The 21,590-nt window shown below is 70.6% G+C and carries 20 protein-coding genes; 8 read left to right on the forward strand and 12 right to left on the reverse strand.

Translation table 11 applies throughout. The annotated features are described in order from the left end of the window. Nucleotides 1-3 precede the first annotated feature (3 nt). The gene (locus ACGFNU_RS33470; RefSeq protein ID WP_392600184.1) at nucleotides 4-3,381 is read left to right on the forward strand and encodes a DUF4132 domain-containing protein; all 3,378 of its coding nucleotides are present in this window, start codon (nucleotides 4-6) and stop codon (nucleotides 3,379-3,381) included. Between the two features lie 120 nt (nucleotides 3,382-3,501). On the opposite strand, the gene ACGFNU_RS33475 is transcribed toward ACGFNU_RS33470, so the two are convergent. After that, nucleotides 3,502-3,954, reverse strand: coding sequence for a hypothetical protein (locus tag ACGFNU_RS33475; protein WP_392600185.1), 453 nt, complete (start codon nucleotides 3,952-3,954; stop codon nucleotides 3,502-3,504). A 146-nt stretch (nucleotides 3,955-4,100) separates the two neighbouring features. Beyond that, complete coding sequence (locus ACGFNU_RS33480) at nucleotides 4,101-5,336, reverse strand: MFS transporter (protein WP_392600186.1); 1,236 nt, start codon at nucleotides 5,334-5,336, stop codon at nucleotides 4,101-4,103. Nucleotides 5,337-5,382: 46 nt separating this feature from the next. Between ACGFNU_RS33480 and ACGFNU_RS33485 the strand changes: the two genes are divergently transcribed. Then, a complete protein-coding gene (locus ACGFNU_RS33485) occupies nucleotides 5,383-6,798 on the forward strand; it encodes a PLP-dependent aminotransferase family protein (protein ID WP_392600187.1) in 1,416 nt (471 codons plus the stop codon). Between the two features lie 155 nt (nucleotides 6,799-6,953). Here ACGFNU_RS33485 and ACGFNU_RS33490 read toward each other — a convergent pair whose 3' ends face one another. From ACGFNU_RS33490 to ACGFNU_RS33515, 6 genes are all read right to left on the reverse strand, one after another. Continuing rightward, complete coding sequence (locus ACGFNU_RS33490) at nucleotides 6,954-7,613, reverse strand: maleylpyruvate isomerase N-terminal domain-containing protein (RefSeq protein ID WP_392600189.1); 660 nt, start codon at nucleotides 7,611-7,613, stop codon at nucleotides 6,954-6,956. Between the two features lie 305 nt (nucleotides 7,614-7,918). After that, nucleotides 7,919-8,263: a hypothetical protein gene (locus ACGFNU_RS33495; protein ID WP_392600190.1), complete on the reverse strand. Its 345-nt coding sequence runs from the start codon at nucleotides 8,261-8,263 to the stop codon at nucleotides 7,919-7,921. Continuing rightward, on the reverse strand, nucleotides 8,191-8,613 hold the full coding sequence (locus ACGFNU_RS33500; protein WP_392600192.1) for an SDR family NAD(P)-dependent oxidoreductase: 423 nt from the start codon (nucleotides 8,611-8,613) through the stop codon (nucleotides 8,191-8,193). The genes ACGFNU_RS33495 and ACGFNU_RS33500 overlap by 73 nt, the downstream gene beginning before the upstream one ends. 73 nt (nucleotides 8,614-8,686) lie before the next feature. Then, nucleotides 8,687-10,090 (reverse strand): FAD/NAD(P)-binding protein, encoded by a 1,404-nt coding sequence (locus tag ACGFNU_RS33505; RefSeq protein WP_392600194.1) that lies wholly within the window; start codon nucleotides 10,088-10,090, stop codon nucleotides 8,687-8,689. Continuing rightward, complete coding sequence (locus ACGFNU_RS33510) at nucleotides 10,087-11,070, reverse strand: hypothetical protein (RefSeq protein WP_392600196.1); 984 nt, start codon at nucleotides 11,068-11,070, stop codon at nucleotides 10,087-10,089. The genes ACGFNU_RS33505 and ACGFNU_RS33510 overlap by 4 nt, the downstream gene beginning before the upstream one ends. A gap of 139 nt (nucleotides 11,071-11,209) precedes the next feature. Next, complete coding sequence (locus ACGFNU_RS33515) at nucleotides 11,210-12,235, reverse strand: hypothetical protein (RefSeq protein WP_392600197.1); 1,026 nt, start codon at nucleotides 12,233-12,235, stop codon at nucleotides 11,210-11,212. Nucleotides 12,236-12,421: 186 nt separating this feature from the next. On the opposite strand from ACGFNU_RS33515, the gene ACGFNU_RS33520 reads away from it, so the two are divergent. After that, entirely contained in the window at nucleotides 12,422-13,096 is a 675-nt protein-coding gene (locus tag ACGFNU_RS33520; RefSeq protein ID WP_392600199.1) for a hypothetical protein, read from the forward strand. Nucleotides 13,097-13,099: 3 nt separating this feature from the next. Here ACGFNU_RS33520 and ACGFNU_RS33525 read toward each other — a convergent pair whose 3' ends face one another. Beyond that, a complete protein-coding gene (locus ACGFNU_RS33525; RefSeq protein WP_392600201.1) occupies nucleotides 13,100-13,810 on the reverse strand; it encodes a DUF6624 domain-containing protein in 711 nt (236 codons plus the stop codon). Between the two features lie 77 nt (nucleotides 13,811-13,887). Between ACGFNU_RS33525 and ACGFNU_RS33530 the strand changes: the two genes are divergently transcribed. Together ACGFNU_RS33530 and ACGFNU_RS33535 are read left to right on the forward strand one after the other, a co-directional pair. Next, nucleotides 13,888-14,265, forward strand: a complete 378-nt coding sequence (locus tag ACGFNU_RS33530; protein ID WP_392600202.1) for a hypothetical protein — start codon at nucleotides 13,888-13,890, stop codon at nucleotides 14,263-14,265. A gap of 275 nt (nucleotides 14,266-14,540) precedes the next feature. Beyond that, a complete protein-coding gene (locus ACGFNU_RS33535) occupies nucleotides 14,541-14,876 on the forward strand; it encodes an ArsR/SmtB family transcription factor (protein ID WP_392600204.1) in 336 nt (111 codons plus the stop codon). 92 nt (nucleotides 14,877-14,968) lie between these two features. Here ACGFNU_RS33535 and ACGFNU_RS33540 read toward each other — a convergent pair whose 3' ends face one another. After that, nucleotides 14,969-15,994 carry a hypothetical protein gene (locus ACGFNU_RS33540; protein ID WP_392600206.1) on the reverse strand — a complete coding sequence of 342 codons (1,026 nt, stop codon included), beginning with the start codon at nucleotides 15,992-15,994 and terminating at the stop codon, nucleotides 14,969-14,971. A 118-nt stretch (nucleotides 15,995-16,112) separates the two neighbouring features. Between ACGFNU_RS33540 and ACGFNU_RS33545 the strand changes: the two genes are divergently transcribed. Next, nucleotides 16,113-16,718: a TetR/AcrR family transcriptional regulator gene (locus tag ACGFNU_RS33545; protein ID WP_392600208.1), complete on the forward strand. Its 606-nt coding sequence runs from the start codon at nucleotides 16,113-16,115 to the stop codon at nucleotides 16,716-16,718. 130 nt (nucleotides 16,719-16,848) lie between these two features. Beyond that, nucleotides 16,849-18,414 (forward strand): sialidase family protein, encoded by a 1,566-nt coding sequence (locus tag ACGFNU_RS33550; RefSeq protein WP_392600209.1) that lies wholly within the window; start codon nucleotides 16,849-16,851, stop codon nucleotides 18,412-18,414. Nucleotides 18,415-18,667: 253 nt separating this feature from the next. Here the strand turns inward: ACGFNU_RS33550 and ACGFNU_RS33555 are convergent, their stop codons facing one another. Further along, nucleotides 18,668-19,978: a VWA domain-containing protein gene (locus tag ACGFNU_RS33555; RefSeq protein WP_392600210.1), complete on the reverse strand. Its 1,311-nt coding sequence runs from the start codon at nucleotides 19,976-19,978 to the stop codon at nucleotides 18,668-18,670. A gap of 460 nt (nucleotides 19,979-20,438) precedes the next feature. Between ACGFNU_RS33555 and ACGFNU_RS33560 the strand changes: the two genes are divergently transcribed. Further along, nucleotides 20,439-21,425: a pentapeptide repeat-containing protein gene (locus ACGFNU_RS33560; protein ID WP_392600211.1), complete on the forward strand. Its 987-nt coding sequence runs from the start codon at nucleotides 20,439-20,441 to the stop codon at nucleotides 21,423-21,425. An 18-nt stretch (nucleotides 21,426-21,443) separates the two neighbouring features. Here the strand turns inward: ACGFNU_RS33560 and ACGFNU_RS33565 are convergent, their stop codons facing one another. Next, on the reverse strand, nucleotides 21,444-21,584 hold the full coding sequence (locus ACGFNU_RS33565; RefSeq protein ID WP_392600213.1) for a VOC family protein: 141 nt from the start codon (nucleotides 21,582-21,584) through the stop codon (nucleotides 21,444-21,446). Between the last annotated feature and the right edge of the window lie 6 nt (nucleotides 21,585-21,590).

The raw sequence follows: 21,590 nt of genomic DNA on the forward strand, positions 1-21,590 counted from the left end.
GGCATGAACGTTGCGGACGAGAACGTCCTGGATCTTCCTGAGTCGTGGTGGCGGGATTCGCATCCCCGGCGCGGTGGCCGGCACGTTCCCGACGTCGCGGTCGATCCCGGCGCGGCCGCCTCGATACGTGCCGGCATCGAGGACGCGCTGTACGTGATCGAAGCCATTCTGGGGCATCCGGAGACGGAGGCGGACCTGGCCGCGCGGGTCCGGGCCTATCTCGACGGGGAGCCTGATGCCGTTGGCGCGGGAGCCATCGCGGCGATCGCCTGCCGCCAGACGTTGTTCTGGAAGAGCGAGGAGGTTCTGGGCTTCCTGGACGCATGGGTGATCGAACATGGGGTCGCCTTCGCCGCTTGTGCCTTCGCCGCGTACCGTCGTGTCCAGGTCACGGAAACGTCCAGGAAGCCGGATCGGAGCCCGGATCAAAGCTTCGTCGGGGTCGTGCTGACGGCCTACAGAATTGGGTCGCACGCAGCTGGGTCAAGTCCCGCACCGCCGTCCTACAGAGCGATCCGCTACTTGGCCGACGGCACTCCTGCCGATCGTTGGGGTTTCCGGGGCGTGGCGGAGAACTTCACTCGGCGGTTGCGCGCTCTGCTTGCCGGGACTGACGAGGTGGCTTACGCGGACGCGGTCAAGGGGCTGGCGGAGTACCGGCGTTCCCTGGAGGACCAGGTCTTCGTCTCCTACCTGGTGCCTACCGAGCAAGCCTGGGTCGACGAGTGCTGCGCGAGGTATCACGAGCTGTCGATGCAAGACCGTCTGCTCTGCTCGCTGGGTTCGCCTGGCCAAGCCGACCGGATCGATGACGGGAAGTGGCTGGACCGGCTCAACTGGAACCCGGGACTTGTCGCCACCCTGGTCGAGGGCGTCGGCGTGGACGCGACCGTGTCGCTGATGGTCACGAGTCTTGACGGCCGGTATTCACCTGAGCTGCCGGTGGTGGAGGCGCTGGCGCGGATGCCCACGGACGCGGCGTTCCAGGCGCTCGTCGAACGGCTGGACGACAAGAGCGTCGTGCCGTCGGTGCGTGCGGCGATGGCACGTTTTCCCGTCCGGGCCGCGCGGTTGCTGGCGCCGCTCATCGGGAGCTCCGAGCTCGCCGCCACCCTCGTGACCTGCCAGTTGCTGGGCGATCCCGAGCTGGTGTCCCGGCTCCCGGACGAGACGCGCAACACCCTCAAGCCGATCATCGCCGCGATCGCCCGTACGGAGGTGGCCGACGACCTGCCCCGGCTCCTGGTCGAGCCACCCTGGACCCGCACCCGGGCCAGGCTCAAGCCGTTCGTCCTGGAGGGGCTCACTGAGCCAAGCGACTCCCGGATCCTCTGGCAGCCAGGTGAACGAGAGCGCTGGGCCATGACCAATCCCTCGCACACGCACTATTGGTCGACCGGCTACAGCGGCGACTGGCACGACCCGATCTCCCGGTGCCGCAGCGAGCACATGAGCGGCGGCGTGAAAGCGGGCTTGTTCGCCGTCGCCCCGGAGCACCTCCTCCGTCCGCTGCTCAGCGAGGCCGCGGAATGGGACGTGGCCCAAGCCAACCAGTGGCTGCCGCCTCTCATCAGCCGGTTCGAGCTTGACGCGCTGCCCCTCGCCCTCAGCGTCGCCGACTCGGCGCCCGCCGCGTTCAGCGAGGTGCTGCTGCCGTTCCTGGACGCCGAGGTGGCCTGGATGATGGCCGACTGGCTGGCCCGCCTCAAGTCGGCCGGGGACGTCGCGCGCCGCTGGTTCGAGCGGCACGGTCTGGCCGCGGTGCCGCTGCTGCTCCCCGCCGCCTTCGACAGGCCGAGCGACGACCGGCGCAACGCGGAGAACACCCTGCGCCTGCTGGCCGCCGCGCACGGTCCCGAGGCGATCGTCGAAGCGGCGCGGGTGCACGGCGACGAGGCCGCCCAGGCGATCGGCTCGATGCTCGCGGCCGACCCCCTCGAACTGCTCCCGGCCCGTCCGTCCAAGATCGGAGCCTGGGCCGACCCAGCGATGCTTCCGCCCGTCCACCTGCGGGGACGTGAGCGCATCCTGCCCGACTCCGCCACCCGGCACGTGCTGGCGATGCTCGCGATGTCCAAGCCCGGCAGGGTGTACGCGGGCCTCGACACCGTCCGCGAGATAGGCGACCCCCAGTCGCTCGCGCGCTTCAGCTGGGCCGTGTTCCAGCGATGGCAGCTCGAAGGCGCGCCGTCCAAGGACAATTGGGCGCTGCACCAGCTCGGCTGGCTCGGCGACGACGACACCGTCCGCCGGCTGGCGCCGCTCATCCGGGCCTGGCCCGGGGAGAAGCTGAGCGCCCGCGCCGTCGCGGGCCTCGACATCCTCGCCGCGATCGGCTCCGACGTCGCCCTGCTGCACCTGTACGAGATCTCCCGGCGCATGAAGTTCAAGGCGCTCAGGGCCCGCGCCCAGGAGAAGATCCAGGAGGTCGCCGCCGCCCTCGGCCTCAGCGGCGACCAGCTCGCCGACCGCGCCGTCCCCGATTTCGGCCTCGACGCCGACGGCAGCATGACGCTCGACTACGGCCCCCGCCGCTTCACGGTCGGCTTCGACGAGCAGCTCAAGCCGTACGTGATCGAGGAGAACGGCAAGCACCGCAAGGATCTCCCCAAGCCCGCCGCCACCGACGACGCCACGATCGCTCCCGAAACCAAGAAACGCTTCACCGCCCTGCGCAAGGAGGTGAAGGCGATAGCCGACGGTGAGATCCGCCGGCTCGAACACGCGATGGCGACCAACCGGCACTGGTCACTGGACGAGTTCCGGACGTACCTCGTCGGCCACCCCTTGATGTGGCACATCGCGCGCCGCCTCGTCTGGCTGGCCGACGAGACCGCGTTCCGCCTGGCCGAGGACCGCACCTTCGCGGACGTGGACGACAACTCCTTCACGCCCCCCGAAACCACTCGCATCACCGTCGCCCATCCCCTGCACCTCGGCGACGATCTCGGCACCTGGTCAGAACTGTTCGCCGACTACGAGATCCTCCAGCCGTTCCCCCAGCTGGGCCGCCCGACCTTCACGTTGACGCCCGACGAACGCGAGAGCGGCGTCCTGGCCCGGTTCGAGGGAGCCACCGCCCCGTACGGCAAGGCGAAGGGGCTGTCACAGGGCCGATGGGACGCCGACAACGAGGCGAGCGGCGGCGGCTGGATCGCCCGCCGGGCCGCCGACAACTACGTCGTCGTCGGGCTGAGGCCGGGCTTGCGCTACGGCCGACCCGGCGAGTACCCCGACCAGACCATCACGACCGTCTGGCTGGCCGACCAACCCCGCCGCTACCAGCCCGGCCGGGAGGGCCCGCTCCGCTTCGGCGATCTCCACCCGGCCACCACCTCCGAGATCATCTACGACCTCGTCCGCCTGACGGAGGCCCGATAGCGCGCCCTGTGGACGACCCGACGGACGCTGACAGCCGCAGAGGTACCGCGGCCGGGCCAGCAGCCGCACAGGTATCCGCGGCCGGGCCAGGTCCCACCCGGCCCGGCCGCGGGGCGCCGGTCAGCTGGTCGAACCCTCGACGGTGGAGCAACGGTTCACGAAGGTGGCCCGGGCGCTGCTCGGACCGACGACCCTGACGAAGGGCTGGACGGTCTGGTTGCCGGCGCCGACACTCATGATGGCGAAGGTCGAGCGAGTCTCGAAGAACTCCTGATGGTTGGCGAAGTTGGCCGGGCCGAAGAAGCTCTCGGTCACCCGGCCGGAGTTGACCGACCAGCCGAGCCGGACCTCGGCTCCGGCGCTGACTCCGACGTCGGCGGTCACCTCCGCCTTCAGGAACGTCTCGCTGGTCGGCGAGACACGTCGGAGGTTGGTGAGCGGAAGGAACCCGCTGGCCGGTGAGAGCGTGAAGCTGCTGAATTCGCAGCCCGCCTGGGCGACCGGAATGGCCCCGGCCGGCCGGGCGATGAGGAACGTGGCCGCGATCGCCGTGGTTCCGCCGACGGCGGCCACTAAGGCCACCTTCCGCGTGCGACGTGTGCTTGGCATGGATCTGCCCCCGATGCTGGTGGAGAACGATGGTTCGTCGTGTTCACGGGTCGCCGCACGCACCGGGTTCAGGCGCGACCGTATGAGGACATGAGCGAACCGGCCGACACTCATCTCCGTGCGAGGTCTCCACGACTCCGCCGGCCACCGCGGCGGGGCGTGCGGGGCGTGCGGTCGCTGCGGGCCCAGGTTGCCAGGGCTGTCGCCATGAGGGCGGCTCCCAGGGCGCATACGGCGGTCCAGCCGCCGAGGCGGTAGGCGATGGTGCCCGTGGCTGAGCCGAGTACGCCGCCGAGGGTATAGCAGGTCATGTACGCGGCGGCGACGCGGGAGCGGGCGGTTTCGACCAGGCCGTACACCACGCTGAGGTTCAGCAGCTGCGTGCCACTGATCGCCACGTTCATCGCCACCAGTCCGGCGATCAGCCAGGCGAGTTCACCCGCCCCTGCCGACAGAACGGCGAACGCGGCCACGCCCAGCGCGAGCAGGAGGCCCGTAGACGAGTGTTGGCGTCCGCGGTCTGCGGCTGTGCCGGCGACGCGTGCGGCGAGCGTCCCAACGGCGCCGAACAGTGCGAACAAGCCGATCTGCGCCTCGCCGTACTCGTACGGTGGGCCCGCCAACAGGAACGCGACCGTCGCCCAGAAGACGCCGAAGCTCGCGAAGACGCAGCACCCGATCAGCGAGCGCTGCCGCAAAACGGGCTCGGTCAAGAAGAGGTTGGCGGTGTCACGCAACTGCCGCGTGTAGCTGATGCTGGTTTCGGGTGCGGACGGCGCCATGATGGCCGAGGTCACCAGGGACAGCAGAAGGGTCACTGCGGCCGCGGCCCAGAAGACGCCCCGCCAGCCGAGTGCCTCGGCCGCCAGGCCCGCGATCGTGCGGGACAGCAAGACTCCCGTCAATCCGCCGGTGAGCACCGTGGCGATCACCCGGCCGCGTTCGTGGTCGGCGGCGACGGTGGCGGCGTAGGCGACCAGGACGTTCACCACGCTCGCGCTGGTCAGGCCGATCACCGTGCCCGCGGCGAGGAGGACGGTGACCGTGGACGCCGTCGCGGTCGCCGCCAGAGCCACCACCTCGACGAGGAGCAGCACGCACACCAGCCGCCGGCGGCGGACGATGTCGCCGAGCGGGACGATCAGCACCAGGCCCAGCGCGTAGCCGAGCTGGCCCGCCGTCACCAGGTTCCCCACGGACGGATAGGACTCGGCCATCCGGGGCAGCAGCGGCTGGCAGTAGTAGAGGTTGGCGATCGTCAGGCCGTAGATCAGGGCCAGCAAGCGGGCGAGCCCGCGCGAGGCGCCAGGGGGCCCGATGCGCTGGAGGGTCTTCTCGGTGGTCACGGCCCGACGCTACGGAACGATTGGGCTGTAGCTAAGATCCAGATTTATGTCGATTGATTGGCCCACTTTCGGGCTCGACCTGCATCTGGAGATCGATCCGGGCGCGGGCCGCCGGGCCGGGCTGGAGCGGGCGCTGCGGTCGGCCGTGCGGGACGGGCGCCTCGCGCCGGACACGCGGCTGCCCGCCACCCGCAGGCTCGCCGACGAGCTCGGGCTGGCCCGGGGCACCGTCCGCGCGGCCTACGACCAGCTCATCGCCGAGGGTTACCTGACCGCCCGGCCTGGGGCGGGCACGGTGGTGGCGGGCTTCGTGCGGCCGGGGCCCGACGGAACCGCCGCCGACGCCGTCCTCGCTCCCGTCCGGCCCCGGCATGATCTGCGTCCGGGCAGTCCCGACGTGTCGACCTTCCCCACGGCGGCGTGGTTGCGGTCCGCGCGCCGCGCGCTCACCGCGGCGCCGTCCGAGGTGTACGGCTACGGCGACCCGCGTGGCCAGATCGAGCTCCGCACCGCGCTCGCCGAGTATCTGGGACGCACCCGCGGCGTGCTCGCCCGGCCCGGCCAGATCGTGATCACCAACGGCTACGTCCAGGCGCTCGCGCTGCTCACCCGCGCGCTCGGCCCGGCGGTCATCGCGCTGGAGGACCCGGGGGTCGCGAATCACCGCGAGGTCGTCCGCCACAACGGCGCGCGCGTCGTCCCGCTGCCGGTGGACGAGCTCGGCGCCCGGACCGACCTGCTCGACTCCCTCGAGGTGGACGCCGTGGAGGTGTCGCCGGCCCACCAGTACCCGACCGGCCACACCCTGACCGCGGCGCGGCGCCGCGCCCTGGTGGACTGGGCGCGCGAGGACGGCGGCCTGGTCATCGAGAACGACTACGACGGCGAGTTCCGCTACGACCGCCAGCCCGTCGGCGCGGTGCAGGGCATGGCACCCGATCACGTCGCGTACGTGGGCACCGTCTCCAAGACGCTGGCCCCGGCGTTGCGCCTGGGCTGGATGGTGGTGCCGCACCGGTTGCTGGAGCCCGTCATCGAGGCCAAGCGGCTGGCCGACCACCACACCGAGGCCCTCGGCCAGCTGACACTGGCCGACTTCATCACCGGCCACGGCTACGACCGGCATGTGCGCGCGTGCCGGTTGCGCTACCGGCGCCGCCGCGACCTGCTGCTGGCTCGGCTCCGTCCGCTGACGGACGGCCTGCCGCCCGGTCTCACCGTGCACGGCATCGCCGCCGGCCTGCACGTGCTGATCAGGATGCCCGACGGCGGACCCACCGAAGGCGACGTGCTGCGCGAGGCGGCGGCCCATGAAGTGGCCATCGGACGGCTGGCCGACCGATGGCACGCCCCCGGAGACCACCCGCAGGGCATCATCGTCGGCTACGGAACACCGCCCGGGAACGCGTACTCCGCCGCCCTCGACGCCCTCCACGACACCCTGCGCCAACTCGTCCCGTAAATGCCAACGCGACCTTCGCGGCGCCGGAGTAGAGAGGCCACGTGACGAAGCAGCTGCGCCTTGCGCCGGCCGTCTCCTCGGGAGGTGGCGGCGGCTGATCCTTCACCTCGGCTGAGTGGTGTGCCGTCGTCTCTCCTGCGCGACGCCTCGTTCGGTCAGCCGAGTATGAACGGGACCTTCGCGGCCAGTTCGCCCAGTTCGGTCTTCTCCGCGTCGGTCGGGGCACGCCGTCCGGTGCCGACGAGCAGCGCGTCCTGGTCGGAGAACGAGGCGGGGAACGCGGTCCCGGCGATCACCTCCAGCATCTCGCGGGCCCGGGCGAGCCCCTCCGCGGGCGGCGGCGCCACGTCCGGGAGGTGCGCCATCAGGTCGAGGTGGTGCAGCGTCCACTCCATGACGTAGACGGAGAGGTAGTCGCCCACGGTCAGGACCTCGTCGCGGGTGCCGACCCGCAGGCCCGGGTCGGCCAGCTCGGCGGCGCGCCCGGCGGCGGAGCCGAGGTCGTCGAGGTGGAACTTGAGCAGCCGGGGCTCCTCGTACGCGGCGGCCAGCCGGACGGTCAGCGCGTCGAGCGGGTCGTCGCCGGTCGGCGGCGCGTCGAGGACGTCCCAGTAGGTCACCGCGTCGCGGGTCGGTTCCGTCTCGGCGGGGGTCGCGAGGGTGATCAGGACGTCCTGGGCGTCGATGATCAGGTGGCACACCAGGTCCTGGACGAGCCAGCCGCCGCAGCCGGACGGTTGCCCGAAATCCTCGTCCGGGAGCTCGGCGACCGCCGCGCGCAACGCCGTCCACGAGCGTGAGAAGAGATGATCCACCACGGCACGGTAATGCGGCGCCGCGACAGCGGACAACCGCATTTCCAATTGGGCTGAGCGGCTGGTGAGCCCGCCCCGGGGATGACGGCGGGAACCCGATGAGCGGCATCGGCCAACAGAGGGCGACCATGCCCGCATTCGGAAGAATCGCTGTGACTCAAAGGGGCCCATGTGACCATCGAGCAAGGCAGCGCGGACGAGAGCGACGCCTCCATCATCGAACGGTCCTTGGATGAGCCGGAACGGTTCGCCGCGCTGTTCGACCGCTACCGACATCGAACGCTTCAATGCACGACTTGCCGGGCTCAGCGCTTCGTGTCGGTGAACCTCTCCGCGAGGGCGCGGTGCCAGTCGGCGGCCTGCCTCGTCTGAGTGGCGCTGATGGCCGAGCCGGGCATGTTGCCCAAGCGTTCGACTTGCTCCGCCAGGCGCAGGTGCTCCTGGTGCGCGTATTCACGGCAGGCGAGGCAGGTGACCTTCTCCGGATGCGGAGAGGTCATCGCGTAGGGCACCTCCAGCCCGCATCCGGCGGTGACCCCACTCGGCGCATCGCTGGCCAGCCCGAACGTGGACGCCATCACGTTGCGGACGGCGGCGCTGCCCTGGACCACCTTGGCTTCGACATGGATGTGCGGATCGTCTCCGGCCATGACCCTCCTCCCACAGTAGAGGTGAGTCTGCCAACTAGCGCGCCAACCGTCTCCTGGTTTCCGCAGGCCGCGTTGTTGACCAGGATGTCGAGCGGTCGCCCATCTAGACGCTCCGTCAAGCCGTTGAGCAGCGTCTGCACGTCGCCGTCGGTGCCGAACTCCGCTTGGAGTGAGAAGGCTTCGCCACCGGCCTGTTCGATCGTGGTCACCGTCTCCTTGGCCGCGTCGGCGCCGCGGCTGTAGTGCACCGCGACCAGCGCGCCGTCCGCGGCCAGCCGCTGCGCGATGGCCCGGCCGATTCCCCGCGAGGCGCCGGTCACCAGCGCGGTCTTGCCTTTCAGGTCCGTCATGTCGGGCTCCCGTCAGTGTGAGGCGATGACCACGAGGCTGACGGGAGCCGCTCACCGCGCGCACACCGCCCCTTCACCGCAGCAGAGGCTCGTCCTCCAGGACGTCCGGGGTGTTCGGGGTGGAGAGTTCGGCGAGGTGGACGGAGGCCAGGTGCGAGGCCTGCTCGCGGATCTCCGGGATGGCGGTGGTCTCGTAGCGGAGGCCGCGCAGAGTGGGGCCGAGGGTGAACAGGCCGGGGCGTGTCAGGCCGGACTCGTCCAGCGCACAGCCGCAACCGTCGGCGGCCAGGCCCAGGCGCAGCGGGTCGGTGGTGACCAGGCCCGAGTCGAGCAGGCCGCGCAGGAGCGGTTCGGTGCGCGGATCGGCGGCGGGGCCGGTGCTGTTGATGATCCAGGCGACGTCCAGCTCGCGGGCCGCCCCGTCGGCGGTGAGGGTGGCCCTCAGGCCGTGCCGGGCGGGGGTGACGGTGTCGACCAGGCCGCGCAGCACGCGCAGGCGGCCGGTGGCGCGCAGATCGTCGATGCGCGCGGCGGTGGCGGGCGGGATGCGGTGGCGGTGGATCTCCCACTGGCGCGCGTAGACGGACAGGAACCGCTGCCGCTCGGAGAGCCGGAGGCGCCCCCACAGGTCGGGGACGTGCGGGCGCAGGCCGTCGACGACGGACCGCCACTCGCCGTCGTTGCGGGCGAGGGCGGCGGTGAACAGGTGCAGCAGGTCGGTGACGGCCAGCTCGCCGGACGGCGGGGAGATGACCGCGGCGGGCGGGCTGGGCGAGCGATGGACGCGCGGCAGCAGGCCGTGCCGGGACGCGGCGTACACGATCGTGTCCGTGGCGCGGGCGGCGAGCGTCGTGGCGACGTCGATCATGGTCAGGCCGGTGCCGACGATCAGCACCGGGCCACCGCTCATCCCGTCCAGCGCGCCCGGCCGCCACGGGTCGGCCACGTAGCGCGGATCGTCGGGCGCCCAGGGCCAGGCGGTCGGGGCCCTGTTACCGGTCGCGAGTACCACGGCGTCGGCGTCCAGGCTCGTGCCGTTCGAGGCGTGCACCCGCCAAGCCCGCTCACGTCCTTCCGCCAGCCCGCTCACGGTCGCGGTGACCTCGACGAGCTTGCCGGGATGGCGGCTCGAGGCCTCGGCGAGCAGGTCGCGCAGGTAGCGCCCGTACAACCCGCGCGGCAGGAAGTCGGCTGCGCCCACCTCGAGGCCGCGGGCGCGAGCCCAGCGCACCAGGTGGTCGGGATCGTCGGCGAGCGCGCTCATCCGCGCCGCGGGCGCGTTGAGCAGGTGCCGGGGATCGCCGGTCGCGTAGGCCTGGCCGAGCCCGTGCCGCCCGTCCCGGTCGAACACGACCACCCGGGGCGGCACCCGCTCGCCGCGCAGCAGGAGATGCGCCGCCGTCAGCGCGGCGCTCGCCCCGCCGCCCACGATCGCGACGACCCGCTCGGTGCCGCGGTGCACTGCTCGTTCGCTCATGAGGACGAGGCTAACCCATATTTCCAACAAGAATAATAGGCAAATGCGTTCGCCGCGGTCATCGGGGTCAGGAGATCGGCGGCCACCACGGCCCGCTCACCGGGCAGTCCCCGCAGCTGCCCCAGCCACGACAGGGCGGCGAGCAGGCAGAGCCCGAGCGCGGGCTCGGCCCCGGCCGCCCAGCGGAGCGCCGCGTGGAGGTTGCCGCGTTCGGCGTCGAGACGGGCCAGCCATTCGAGCTGGTCAGGGCCGCGCAGGTGCGGCTCGGCGGTCTGGGCGAGGTCGAGGAAGAACGCCGCGTGCGCGGCTCTCACTCGTTCCCGTTCGCCGCTGTCGGCCAGGCGCTCGGCGCAGAACTCGTGGACGGTCTCCAGCATGCGGTACCTGCCGCCGCCCGCCTCCACCAGCGACTTGTCGACGAGGTCGGCGAGCTCGATCGCCGACGGCAGGCCGTCGAGGGCCCGGCAGACCCGCAGCACCGCGCCGACGTTGGCGCCGTCGATCTGGAAACCGGGCCGCACGGCGGCGGCTCGGTCGGCGAACAACCGCACCGCCGGATGGCCGAACGCCTCCGAGCCGCCGAACGGCGCGACCGGGTGCAGCGTCTCTCCTGTGATGCCCAGGCGTTCCCTGCTGGTGACCAGGATCCGCAGGTCCGCGCAGGCCGCCAGCAGGCGACGGGTGAGCGCGGCGACCTCGGCGACGACGTGCTCGCAGTTGTCCAGGACGAGCAGCACTCGCCGATCGGCCAGCCCCGCGATCAGCCGACTACGCAGCCGGGACACCTGAGATTGCAAGGCGTGCGCCGCACCAGTCGGCGCCTCCGGCCCGTACAGCCCCTCGACGAGCCGCGCGTCCACCGTCCGGCCCACGTTCAGCAGCAACATCGCCAGCAGCGCCCGCAGCCGCGGCCCACCGGCGGCGACGGTCCCGCCATCGGCGGACCACACCTCCAGGGACCCCAGCACACCGAATCGCATGCTGCGCGATCACCATTCCCCACCGGCCGGTCTCTCCGGCCGCAACCCTATGCGCCTCGACATTCAAGACCGATGACGGTGGCCCCGACGGCACGATGGCCCGGGGAGGCTGCCCCGGGCCATCTTCTATGCCGCCTGGTCAGTCACGGTGGACGGCGTTACGGACGTTGATGGCGGCCGTTCCGAGCGTGGGGCTCCACTCCCGTGCGACACCGGCGCCCTCGTTCCAGGCCTGGTGGCCGACGATGTAGCCCCAGCCGCGGGAGAGCGGCATGTCGGTGATCCACGGACCGCCGCTGGAACCGGCGCCCATGTCGCAGCCGATCCGCCGGTAGAGCGCGTCCGGCGTCGCGCCGCCGACGCAGTACCTCAGCTTCTCGCTGCTGATGCCACTGCGGGCCGGGTGGGTCTTGGACGGGTAGCCGAACGCCCTCGTGTCGTGGAACGTGGTCTCGTTGAAGTCCTCGCCGAACTTGTACCCCTGGTAGCCGACCACGTCGCCGACCCTGCGGCCGCCCGAGGTGTTCAGCGCGATGGCGGCCATGTCGTAGCGGTGCTGCTTGCCGTCGTGGTAGCCGTTCGGCGCCGACCAGCTCTTGCCCGTCCAGGTGCCGTACGGCCGCTGGCCGTCGTGGTAGTCGGGCACGAACGCGAAGTTGGAGTACCAGCGCCTGCTGCCGTTGGTGACGCAGTGGCCCGCCGTCCAGATCGTGTTGCGGTTGGAGGAGTTGATGACCGCGGCCGAGCACGAGTAGTTGCTGCCGTTGTTGGTGTAGAAGAGCCTGCCGATCGTCCTCGCGGGCAGGGCGCCGTGGCCCGCCCAGACCTTGGACGTGGCGAAGTAGTCGAGCCGCAGCGGCTCCGGCGTGGTCGGCGCACTGGCCTCGGCCGGGATGAAACCGTCGCCGCTCTCGCCGGCCGTGCTCGGCGGTTCGGGGCCGGCGTCGGCCGTCGGCTCGGGGGCCTCGACCGGAACGGCGGCGGTCATGCGTTCGGGGGTCCAGTACGCCTCGATCTCGGCGGCGGAGGAGGCGGAGATCGTGGCCTGGGTACCGGTGGCGGCGGCCCAGGGATCGGTGGCGGCGAGCGCCTGGGCGGGGCTCGCGGTGAGCGTGCCGGCCGCCACGGCCATGGCGAGCAGGACGGTGCCACGTCGGGTCGTCACAGTGGGTCCTCATCTCGGCAGACAAAGATCATCGGGGGATGGTCGGGAGAAGAGAATCATGATCTTGGTGAACGAGACGCGTCCCAAAGATGATCTTTTGGGGCGACCGGCGACGGCCGACCGGCGACCGGCGGTGGCAGGCACGTATTTGACATGCTTCGTCCGTTGTTGCTGAACTCGCCGATCATGAAGCATGTGGTCGCCGCCGCCGTCACCCTTCTCGGCGGTGTGGCGCTGGCGTACGCGGCGTACGGCGAGGGCGCCTTCAACATCCTCTACCTGGTCGGCGTGCCAGGGGCGCTGATCGCACTGTTCGTCCTGCCGTTGCGGTCGGAGCCCCGTCCCGGTGGCCTGCGCTGGATCGGATGGTCGGTCACCGCCGTGCTCACTGCCGGGCTGGCGATCGTGGCCGCGACCGCGCCGGAGTTCGCGCTGCTGCTGGCGCTCATCGGCACGCTGTACCTGTTGATCGGGTGGCCGCTGGCCATCTCCGGCGCCTGTGTGATGGCGGTCGCGGCCGTCAGGTCGGGGCTGGCGCCGGGCCCGGCGGCGGCGCGGCGGATGTGGGCGCGGCTGTCATGGACCTTGCTGCTGTGCGTCGTCGCGGCATACGGGTACGGGTTCTCCCACCTGGACGACGCGATGGCGGACGTCAAGGACCGGGTATGCCGCTCCGACGCGTCCGGTGGGCAGGTGAAACCCGGCGGCGGGCAGAGCCTTCTGCCGCTGAGCGACACCTCATGTGGCGCCGACACGGTGCCCGGGTTCGTCAACCCGCTGCTCGCTCTCCTCGCCGGTCTCCTGGTCGTGTGCGTGGCGGGGCATCTCACGGCGCGACTCAGAACAAGGCCAACGATGTGAACGCTACTGGTCGGACGACTCCATCTCGGCGCGGATCGCGCGGTCGTACTCCGCGTGCGGGCCGAGGCCGGCTTGCGCCCGGCGAGCGTCGAGTCCGTCGGGGTCTTCGATGGGTGCCGGACCGTCCGGGTTGTACTGCGTCCCGTACACCTGGGGACGCCCTTCGGCGACCCGGCACCGGTCGGTGAGGTAGGCCAGGTCCCTGGCGGCGGCCTGGCCGGCTTCGACGGCGGCCGTGAGCAGGGTGAGGCAGCGCCGCTGGAAGGCGCGGTCGCGGTCGGCGTGCTGGGCGAGGATCCACGCGGCATGGGCACCGTCGTCGCCGACCAGATCCCGCCCTGGCCAGCCGTGCTTCTCGATCACCTGTTTGAGGTACGCGAGGTTGTCGGCGTTGAGTTCCAGCCATTGCCGGACCAGTTCTGCGGACATCGGCTCGTTCCGTGGTGCCGATAGTCGCAGATCCTGGTCGAGTTCCATACGGCGGAGCAACTCTTCGCGGAGCACACTGTCGATCGGTCTCCCCCTTCTCCCGTTGACACAGAGACTAGGCCCAGAAACTCCCTGTAGCGGATCCGTCACACGGGCGCACTCACCCGCGAAATTCTGAAAGTGCCGGGACGGCACGAAATGATCTTGACCTGCGGATCTGTATTGTCCGCCGTGAACTGGACGAATATCCCCGGTAACGGGGTGGTGACTTGTGGATGACGGCATGGCAAGATCATTCGCAGTTCAAGATCATCTGACGAAGGGAAGCGTCTATGAATTACCGCCGTCTTGGCATCGTGGCCATGACATCGATCGCCGTCGGCATGACCACCGTGGTTCCCGCCGGGGCCGCCCAGACCGCCGCCCCGCGCGCCGAGGCCGTCGCCGAGGCCAAGGGCCCCACCGCCACCATCCAGAAGAAGAGCAGCTCCAAGTGCACGTCCCCCAAGGGCAAGAAAATCAACATCTCCTACAAGACGGGGATCGTCAGCACCACCTTCTACTTCAATAACCACTGCAACCAGCGGCGCGCGTTCAAGGTCATGGGCGCCACCGGCCAGAAGCCGCCCAAGTTCGGCACGCTCGCCTGCATCGCCGTGAACGCCAAGACCAAGGGCAAGAAGAAGGTCCGTCACCCTGGATTCGGCGTCACCCACATCCAGTTCGTCAAGAAGTGCTAGCTCATGCGCTCGCGTTCAGGCGGTAATTCCAGCTGAAGGCAGGCCACGCGTCAGCTTGAGATTCAACCCCTGAGAATCTCAAACCGGACGCGCCCCGAGCCCACGGTGTCAGTGTGAGCACGTACCTGAGTTTCAGGTCGAGACTCAATAACTGACACCGTGGGCAGCGGCGAATTTGGCAGCCCGCCAGCGCTCCCTGCCCTAGGCCAGTTCTATGACGCGTTCGTTCCCACCGTGTGGTCGGAGGTCGGCTCCTGGGCCGATGTCACAGGCACGTGGTCAGTGCGGTTGCGCGTAGTGGCCAGGTGATACAGCAGGGCCAGGACGGTGACGCCTGCGGCGGGCAGCCCCAGTTCGGTGGGAACGATGTCGAGCGTCTCCTGCGCCAGCCCGCCCAGGCCACCGCCGAGGGCGACCCCGACGTCCACCAGACGACGCTGTCGCACCACTACCGGGTGCTGCGCGAAGCGGGCGTGACCTGGACGACCGTGCAGGGCCGCTCTCGCCTGGTGCGGTTGCGCCGCGACGATCTCGACGCGCTCTTCCCCGGCCTGCTCGACTCCGTCCTGACAGTCCTGGCCCGCACACACGAACCCGCCAACCCCCATTAACCCGCACAGCCGCCGCACGCAGCTGGCCGCCGCGCGCAGGCGCTGCGCGCGGGGCTGACGCGCGCCTTGCTTGCATCCGCGCCTGCTCGTGCTTAGTGCTCCCGGTAGTAGTCGGCGACGGCGGCGAACGCGGCTTTCGGCTCCCATGGCAGGTCGGGGTAGGTGGCTCCACGACGGTCCTCGTAGACCTTGACGATGCCGTAGCTGGAGAGGTCCAGGTCTTCGCGGGGGTCGCCGTCGGGCCGGTGCGGGTGGTCGTACAGCGCGAAGGTGAACACGAACGCGCCATCGATGCCGCCGGCGTCGAAGGCCTCCAGCAGTTCACGTAGATACGCGGCCTGGCCGGCCTCGTCGCGAACGTACTCGCCCTTCAGCCGGACGGGCGAATGAGTGACCTTGTCGTACTCGACGATCTCCAGACCGCGAGCGCCCCTGTCGCCGGCACCCTCGTAGCAGGCCGCGCCGAACTCGGTGATCGCGACCGGCTTTCCCTGCGCGGCGAGGCTGCGGACTCCTTCGGCGAAGCGGTCGGCGATCTCGGCCGACCGGTAGAGATCCACGGACACGATGTCGAACGGCGTCCAGTCGACGCGTTCGAGCGGCACCGAGGCGTAGGTCACCTTGCCGCCGAAGTGCTCGCGGACGACCGCCACGGCCTTGCCGAGGAAGTCGTTGATCCGTGCACTGACCTCGCCGATCTGCTCACGGACGGCATCGGATCGGATCAGCAGCTCGACCCGTTCGTCGGTGCCGTCGCCCGGCAGGAACCCCTTGCTCATCAGGCTGAGCTCGGCGCCGGTGACGAACACGACCTCGGCTCCCCGCTGCCGGAGCCGTTCCGCGCGTGCGGCGCAGTCGGCGAACAGCGCCAACATCTCGTCGGTGGTCAGTTCCAGGGGATAGGGCGAGAACCACACCTCAAGGCCGAGGTCGGCGGCGTACCCCGCCGCGAGCTCCATCCGTTCCGGATCGCCCCCCATGACGCGGACAGCCGTGCAGTGCAGGTCATCGCGGATGACGCGCAACTCGCGCTCGACCACCTCCGGGTCGAAGGGGTTGTGGCCGACCGCCCCGTTGTACACGAAGCCGGTGTCGTAGCTGATGCCCTTGGCTCGCATGTCGAGTCCACCTTCCAGGAGAGAATTTACGGTACGGGCAGTACCTTATGGATCAGCGCCCCGTCCTGGCAACCGCAGTGAGAGGGTACGATCGGTACCGCTAATGAAGGGGTAGGCGATGGTAGAGGGCCGGACGAGGCAGACGCGGCGGCGCGGAGCCGTCCTGGAGGAGGCGATCCTCAACGCCGCGATCGACGAGCTCACCGAGTCCGGATACGCCGGGCTGACCATGGACAAGGTCGCCATTCGCGCCGGTACCAACAAGAACGCCATCTACCGCCGCTGGCCGAACCGCCTCGCGCTCGGCATCGCCGCGTACCGGCGGCTCGCCACGTCCGTCCAGCCTCCCGACACCGGCACACTGCGCGGCGACGTCCTCGAACTGCTTCGCGGGGCCAACCACCATTGGAGCTCCCCCCTCGGCGCGATCCTGCGCGAACTGCTCGCCGCTGCTGGCGGCGCGTCCGAACTCCTGGCGCCGCTGCAAGAGAAGTCCGGCGAGGCGGCGGCCGCCCCCTGGCTGACCGTTCTCGGACGCGCGGTCGCACGCGGCGAAGCGGCCCCCGAAGCGCTCCATCCCCGCGTGGCCACCGTGGCGGTCGTCCTGCTGCGCAACGAGTTCGTCGTGCGCGGCGTCCCCACCGCGCCCGACGACGTCCTGATCGAGATCGTCGACGAGGTGTACCTGCCGCTGGTGCGGCGACGCGGCCCGGCCCCGAGCTGACCCGGCCACAGCGGTTCACCTGGCGGGTGTCCATTAGCGGACGTTGACAGCCTTCCTCACCGGGCGGAGTTTGGGCTCGCTCCCGTCTTCAAGGCGTGCTCGGCAACCTCGAGTCTCCGAGGAGGTAAGGATGCGCAGATCCGCGATGGCCCTCACGGGAGCATTGGCCCTGGTGATCTCCCCAGCGGTCAGTGCGGCGGCCGGCCCCGTCACCGCCGGTCCCCCGGTGCAGGTCAGTCCGACCGGCAGCCCGTTCCCCGGCGCCGGTCCCCTGGGCCCGCCCTGCAACGGCGTGCCGGGCAGCGCCCAGACGGGCACCAACTTCCCCGGCACCGAGGTCGAGCCGTGGGTGTCGGTGAGCCCGAGGTCGAAGTTCAACCTGATCGGCGGCTGGCAGCAGGACCGCTGGTCCGACGGCGGTTCCAACAGCAACCTCGCCGCGTTCTCCCTCGACGGCGGGCGGAGCTGGCGGCTGTCGGCGCGCCAGCCCCGGCACACGCGCTGCACGGGCGGCACCGCAGCCAACAAGGGCGACTACGAACGGGCGACCGACCCGTGGACGTCGATCTCGCCCAACGGCAACGGCTACTTCATGAGCCTCGCGCTCGACATCGCGCAGGACGCCGACCACGCGATGCTGGTCAGCAGGTCGGCCGACGGCGGGCGGACGTGGGGGCCCACGACCGAGCTGCGCCGCGACACCTCGCCCAACATCCTCAACGACAAGAACAGCCTGACGGCCGACCGCTTCGACTCGCGCTTCGCCTACGCGATCTGGGACCGGCTGGAGATCCCCGACGCGCAGGCCGCCGCCGCTGCCAAGGTCACCGACGGGCGCGCCGCCGCCCGCCAGAGCCTGCTGCGGTCGGCCACCCCGGGAGCGCCCACCGAGTTCCGTGGCCCGACCTGGTTCGCGCGCACGACCGACGGCGGCCGGACGTGGCAGCGCGCCAGGCCGATCTTCGACCCGGGCGCCGGCAACCAGACGATCGGCAACCAGATCGTGCAGACCGGCGACCGGGCGCTGGTGAACGGCTTCGACCTGATCTTCGACGCGGACCAGCAGGTGAGCGACTTCAACGTCGCCGCGCAGCGGTCCACCGATCGCGGCGCGTCCTGGGGACGGCCGGTGATCGTCGACCGGCACCTGTTCGCCGGCGTGACCGACCCCACGACCGGCGCCCCGGTCCGTACGGGCGACATCCTGCCCTCGATCGCCGCCGACCCGCGTCCGGGAAGCAAGACCGTCTACACGGTCTGGCAGGACGCGCGCGCGACGGGCGGCGCCCGCGACCAGATCGCGCTGGCCAAGTCGACCGACGGCGGCCGGACGTGGCGGACGCTGTCGTACGGCATCAACAAGGTGTCCTCGACGCAGGCCTTCACCGCCGCGATCGCGGTACTGCCCGACGGCACGGTGGGCGTACTCCACTACGACTTCCGCAACGACACGGCCTCAGCTCCGCTCACGACGAGCACGCTGCTGCTGCACTCGCACGACGGCGGCCGCACCTTCAGCGAGACGAAGATCGGTGCCGATTTCGACATGTCCGGCGCCGCCGTGGCCGGAGGCTTCTTCACCGGCGACTACATGGGACTGGGCACCAGCCCTGGCAGATTCCACCCGTTCTACGGCGTCGCCACCGGAACCCCGGCAGCGCCAGCCAGCAACATCTACGCCACTACCGCCCGCTAACACGACCAAGCAAACCGCCCAGCGACTTGGGCGGTTTGCCAGTGCGTCAGGGAGCCGGGGCGTACTGCGGCAGCGCCCCAGGCTTGGCCCGGACGAGGCGTTGTACGTGTTTCCCCGGATACCGCTTCCAGCTGCACAGATGACAATCTGCTTCCGAACGACAACTATGGGTGGCCGCCGTATTCGACCCGGATCCCCGACCCGCGACCAGCGGCGACGCGCCCACGACAGGAGCTCGGCGAGCTGGAGGCGATCACTCCCGCTCGTCGGGCTTCTTCCGCCTGTACGAGGGACGCGACTGGTAGCCGGACTGGCCGGAGTTGCCCGACTTCATGGCGCTGTCGTGGGAGGAGAACTTCGATGCCCGGCTGATCTGGCCGCGTTCGATCTGCTGCTGCAGGTAGTCGAGCGCCTCGGCCTCCTCGGCCAGGTCGTCGGCGAGCTCCGCCGGGGCCTGCGCGCGGGCGGCGGTGTTGAGCGCCTGCGCATCGCCGATCTCGCGGAGCGCGGCCTTGGCGTCACCCCGCGACAGGTGGGTGGACGCCCGCCGTTTGGCCTGCTGCGTCCGCAGGTAGGCGACCTCGGTGCGCACCACGGCGTCGGGGATCCGCCCGGCCGCCTCGTCCCCCGGCACCACGTTCACGTGCACGGGAACGGTCACCGTGTGCTCTTTGAGCGCGGGCAGTTCCACCCAGGTGAACTCCAGCGTCGCCACCTCGGCCAGTCCGAGCGAGCTGATCGCCGGGATCTCGAAGATCACCAGCAGCTTGCGCCGCTCCCCCGCGTAGAAGCCGCCAAGCTCGGCGCGTACACCGTTCGGCCCGGCCGAGGACGGCAGGTCGTTCAGCAGCCGGACGGCCTTGACCCGCTCGGACGGCCGGATCAGCACCGAGGCTGCCTGGCCGACCATGTCCAGCAGGTTGTCGACCTCGCCGACGAGGAGCTGGGCGGCGGTGTCGGGCTCCTCGGCGAACAGCTCGTTGCCCAGCCCTTCCCGCGCGAGCGCCGACATGATCGCCTCGTCGTAGCCGAGACCGTAGCCCAGCGCGGAGGTGGTGACGCCCTGGTCGCGCGCCCCGGCCGCGATCGCGCCGAGCGCCCCCGCCTCGGTGATGCCGACATTGGCGTGCCCGTCGCTGACCACCAGCACCGTCGCCCCGCTCGGCCCGGCCGCCGACCGCGCCTCCTGCAACCCCCGCAGGTAACCGGCCGACAGATCCGTCGAACCACGACTGCTCACACCCTCGATCGCCCGCCTGACGGCGGCCTTGTCGGTCAGCGGCCCGACCGGCACGACCGCCTCGACCTCGTGGTCGAACGTCACGAGCCCGAAGTTGTCGGCCGGGTCCAGCCGGTCCACGACCGTGCTGAGCGCGGTCTTCGCCCCCGCGAGCCGCCCGCCCCCCATGGACCCGCTGCGGTCGAGCACGACGACGAACGTCCCGGCGGGCCGGTCCCCCCGCGCACCGGACGGCTCCGGAGCCTCGATCTCCACCAGGAGCGAGAGTTCGTCCTCGGTCTCGTGGGCCACGATCTCCACGTCGAGATGGGCGTTCACCCGCATGTGCGCCTCCTCCGATCACCAACATCGTGAAGGCGACGGCCAAAGCGCCACAACTCGTTATCGGGCCGCTTGCGGACACGCCACACGCGGCACGTCGGTGAACGACCGGGGGATTTATCCCTTGATGCCCGAGCAAGGGGCGGCGATGCAGCGGCCGAAGACAGCGGACGTAGTGGCGTTGGGCGTGCTGGCGGCAGTGTGGGGCGCGGTGGCATGGGCGCCATCCGACACAGTGCGCTGGCTCCTGGCCACCGCCACCCTGACCGGCGCGACAACATGGGCCACACGCTGCCCACCCAACAACCACACCAGCCCAACCCCACCCAAACACACCGAACCAACCCCACCCGAACGCGCCAGACCAACCACGGCCGGACGCGCCAGGCTGAGCATGACAGGACGCGCCGGGCCAACTGCGGTCCAACGCCGCACGCCGACCACGGCCGAGCGGGCGTAGGCGGTGCGCACCGTCCGGTCGACGCCACCGGTCACCGGTCTGGTGGTGGCCCTGAGCGTGATGCTCGCCGCGGCCGGGCTGCTGTACACCGCGCGCACCCTGGAGGCCGTCCGGCAAGGGCAGGTCACCGACCGCTACATCAGCGCGGTCGACCAACTCGGGTCGGCCAAGCAGGAGGTTCGGATGGGCGGCGTCTACGCTCTGGAACGCCTGATGGCCGACTCGGACCGCGACCGCCGCGCCATCGTCCAGGTGCTCGCGGCCTACGTCCGCAGTCACGCCCAGGATCGTCCGCCTGCCGGAACAGCTGACACCCGGCTGGCCGCCGACGTCGAATCGGCACTGGTCGTCCTCATCCGAGCCGCACCCGGCAACGTCACCCTCGACCTGCGCAACATCGACCTGCACGGCAAGAACCTCAGCAGCGCCTACCTCGACACACGCAGCCAGGACCTAGGCGTGGCCCTGCCAGGCGCGAATTTGAGTGGCGCAGACCTGCACGACGCGGACCTGAGCTACGCGAAACTGCGCGGCGCCAACCTGCGTCAGGCAAACCTGCACAGCGTGAACCTGTCTTCCGCAGGCCTCAGCACGGCGCAGTTGAACGCCGCGAACCTAACCCGCGCCGACCTGCATTGGACGGATCTCACCGGCGCAGTCCTGTACCTCGCAGACCTGCGCGGCGCAGACCTCCGCAACGCGAACCTGTCCCGCGCGGACCTGACCAATGCCAAACTGCGCGGCGCGAAGTTGAGCAGCGCGAACCTGCGCGGCACGTTCCTGGGCCACACAGACCTGCGCGACGCAGATCTGCGCAGCGCGGACATGCCAGGCGCGGACCTCCGCAACGCGATACTGCGCGGCGCAGATCTGGCCGGCGCCAACCTGGGCGGGGCGAACCTCGGCGGCGCGAACCTTCGGGGCATCCGCGGTGTCTCAGCCGAGCAAGTCCGCGAGGTGGCCAAGACCGACCCGCATACCCGCTTCTGAACGCCGCCACCCCAGCGGCTACTGAGCCGGCGCCTCGGCGAGCGACAGACTGTTCCCGTCCGGGTCGAGCACGACGACGTGGCGCACGCCGTTGCCGTAGGTCTCCACCGGTTCGTGGCCGATGCCGTGCGCGGCGAGGCGGGCCAGGATGTCGTCCAAGCCGCC

Source organism: Spirillospora sp. NPDC048911, from assembly GCF_043198015.1.
Lineage (GTDB): Bacteria > Actinomycetota > Actinomycetes > Streptosporangiales > Streptosporangiaceae > Spirillospora.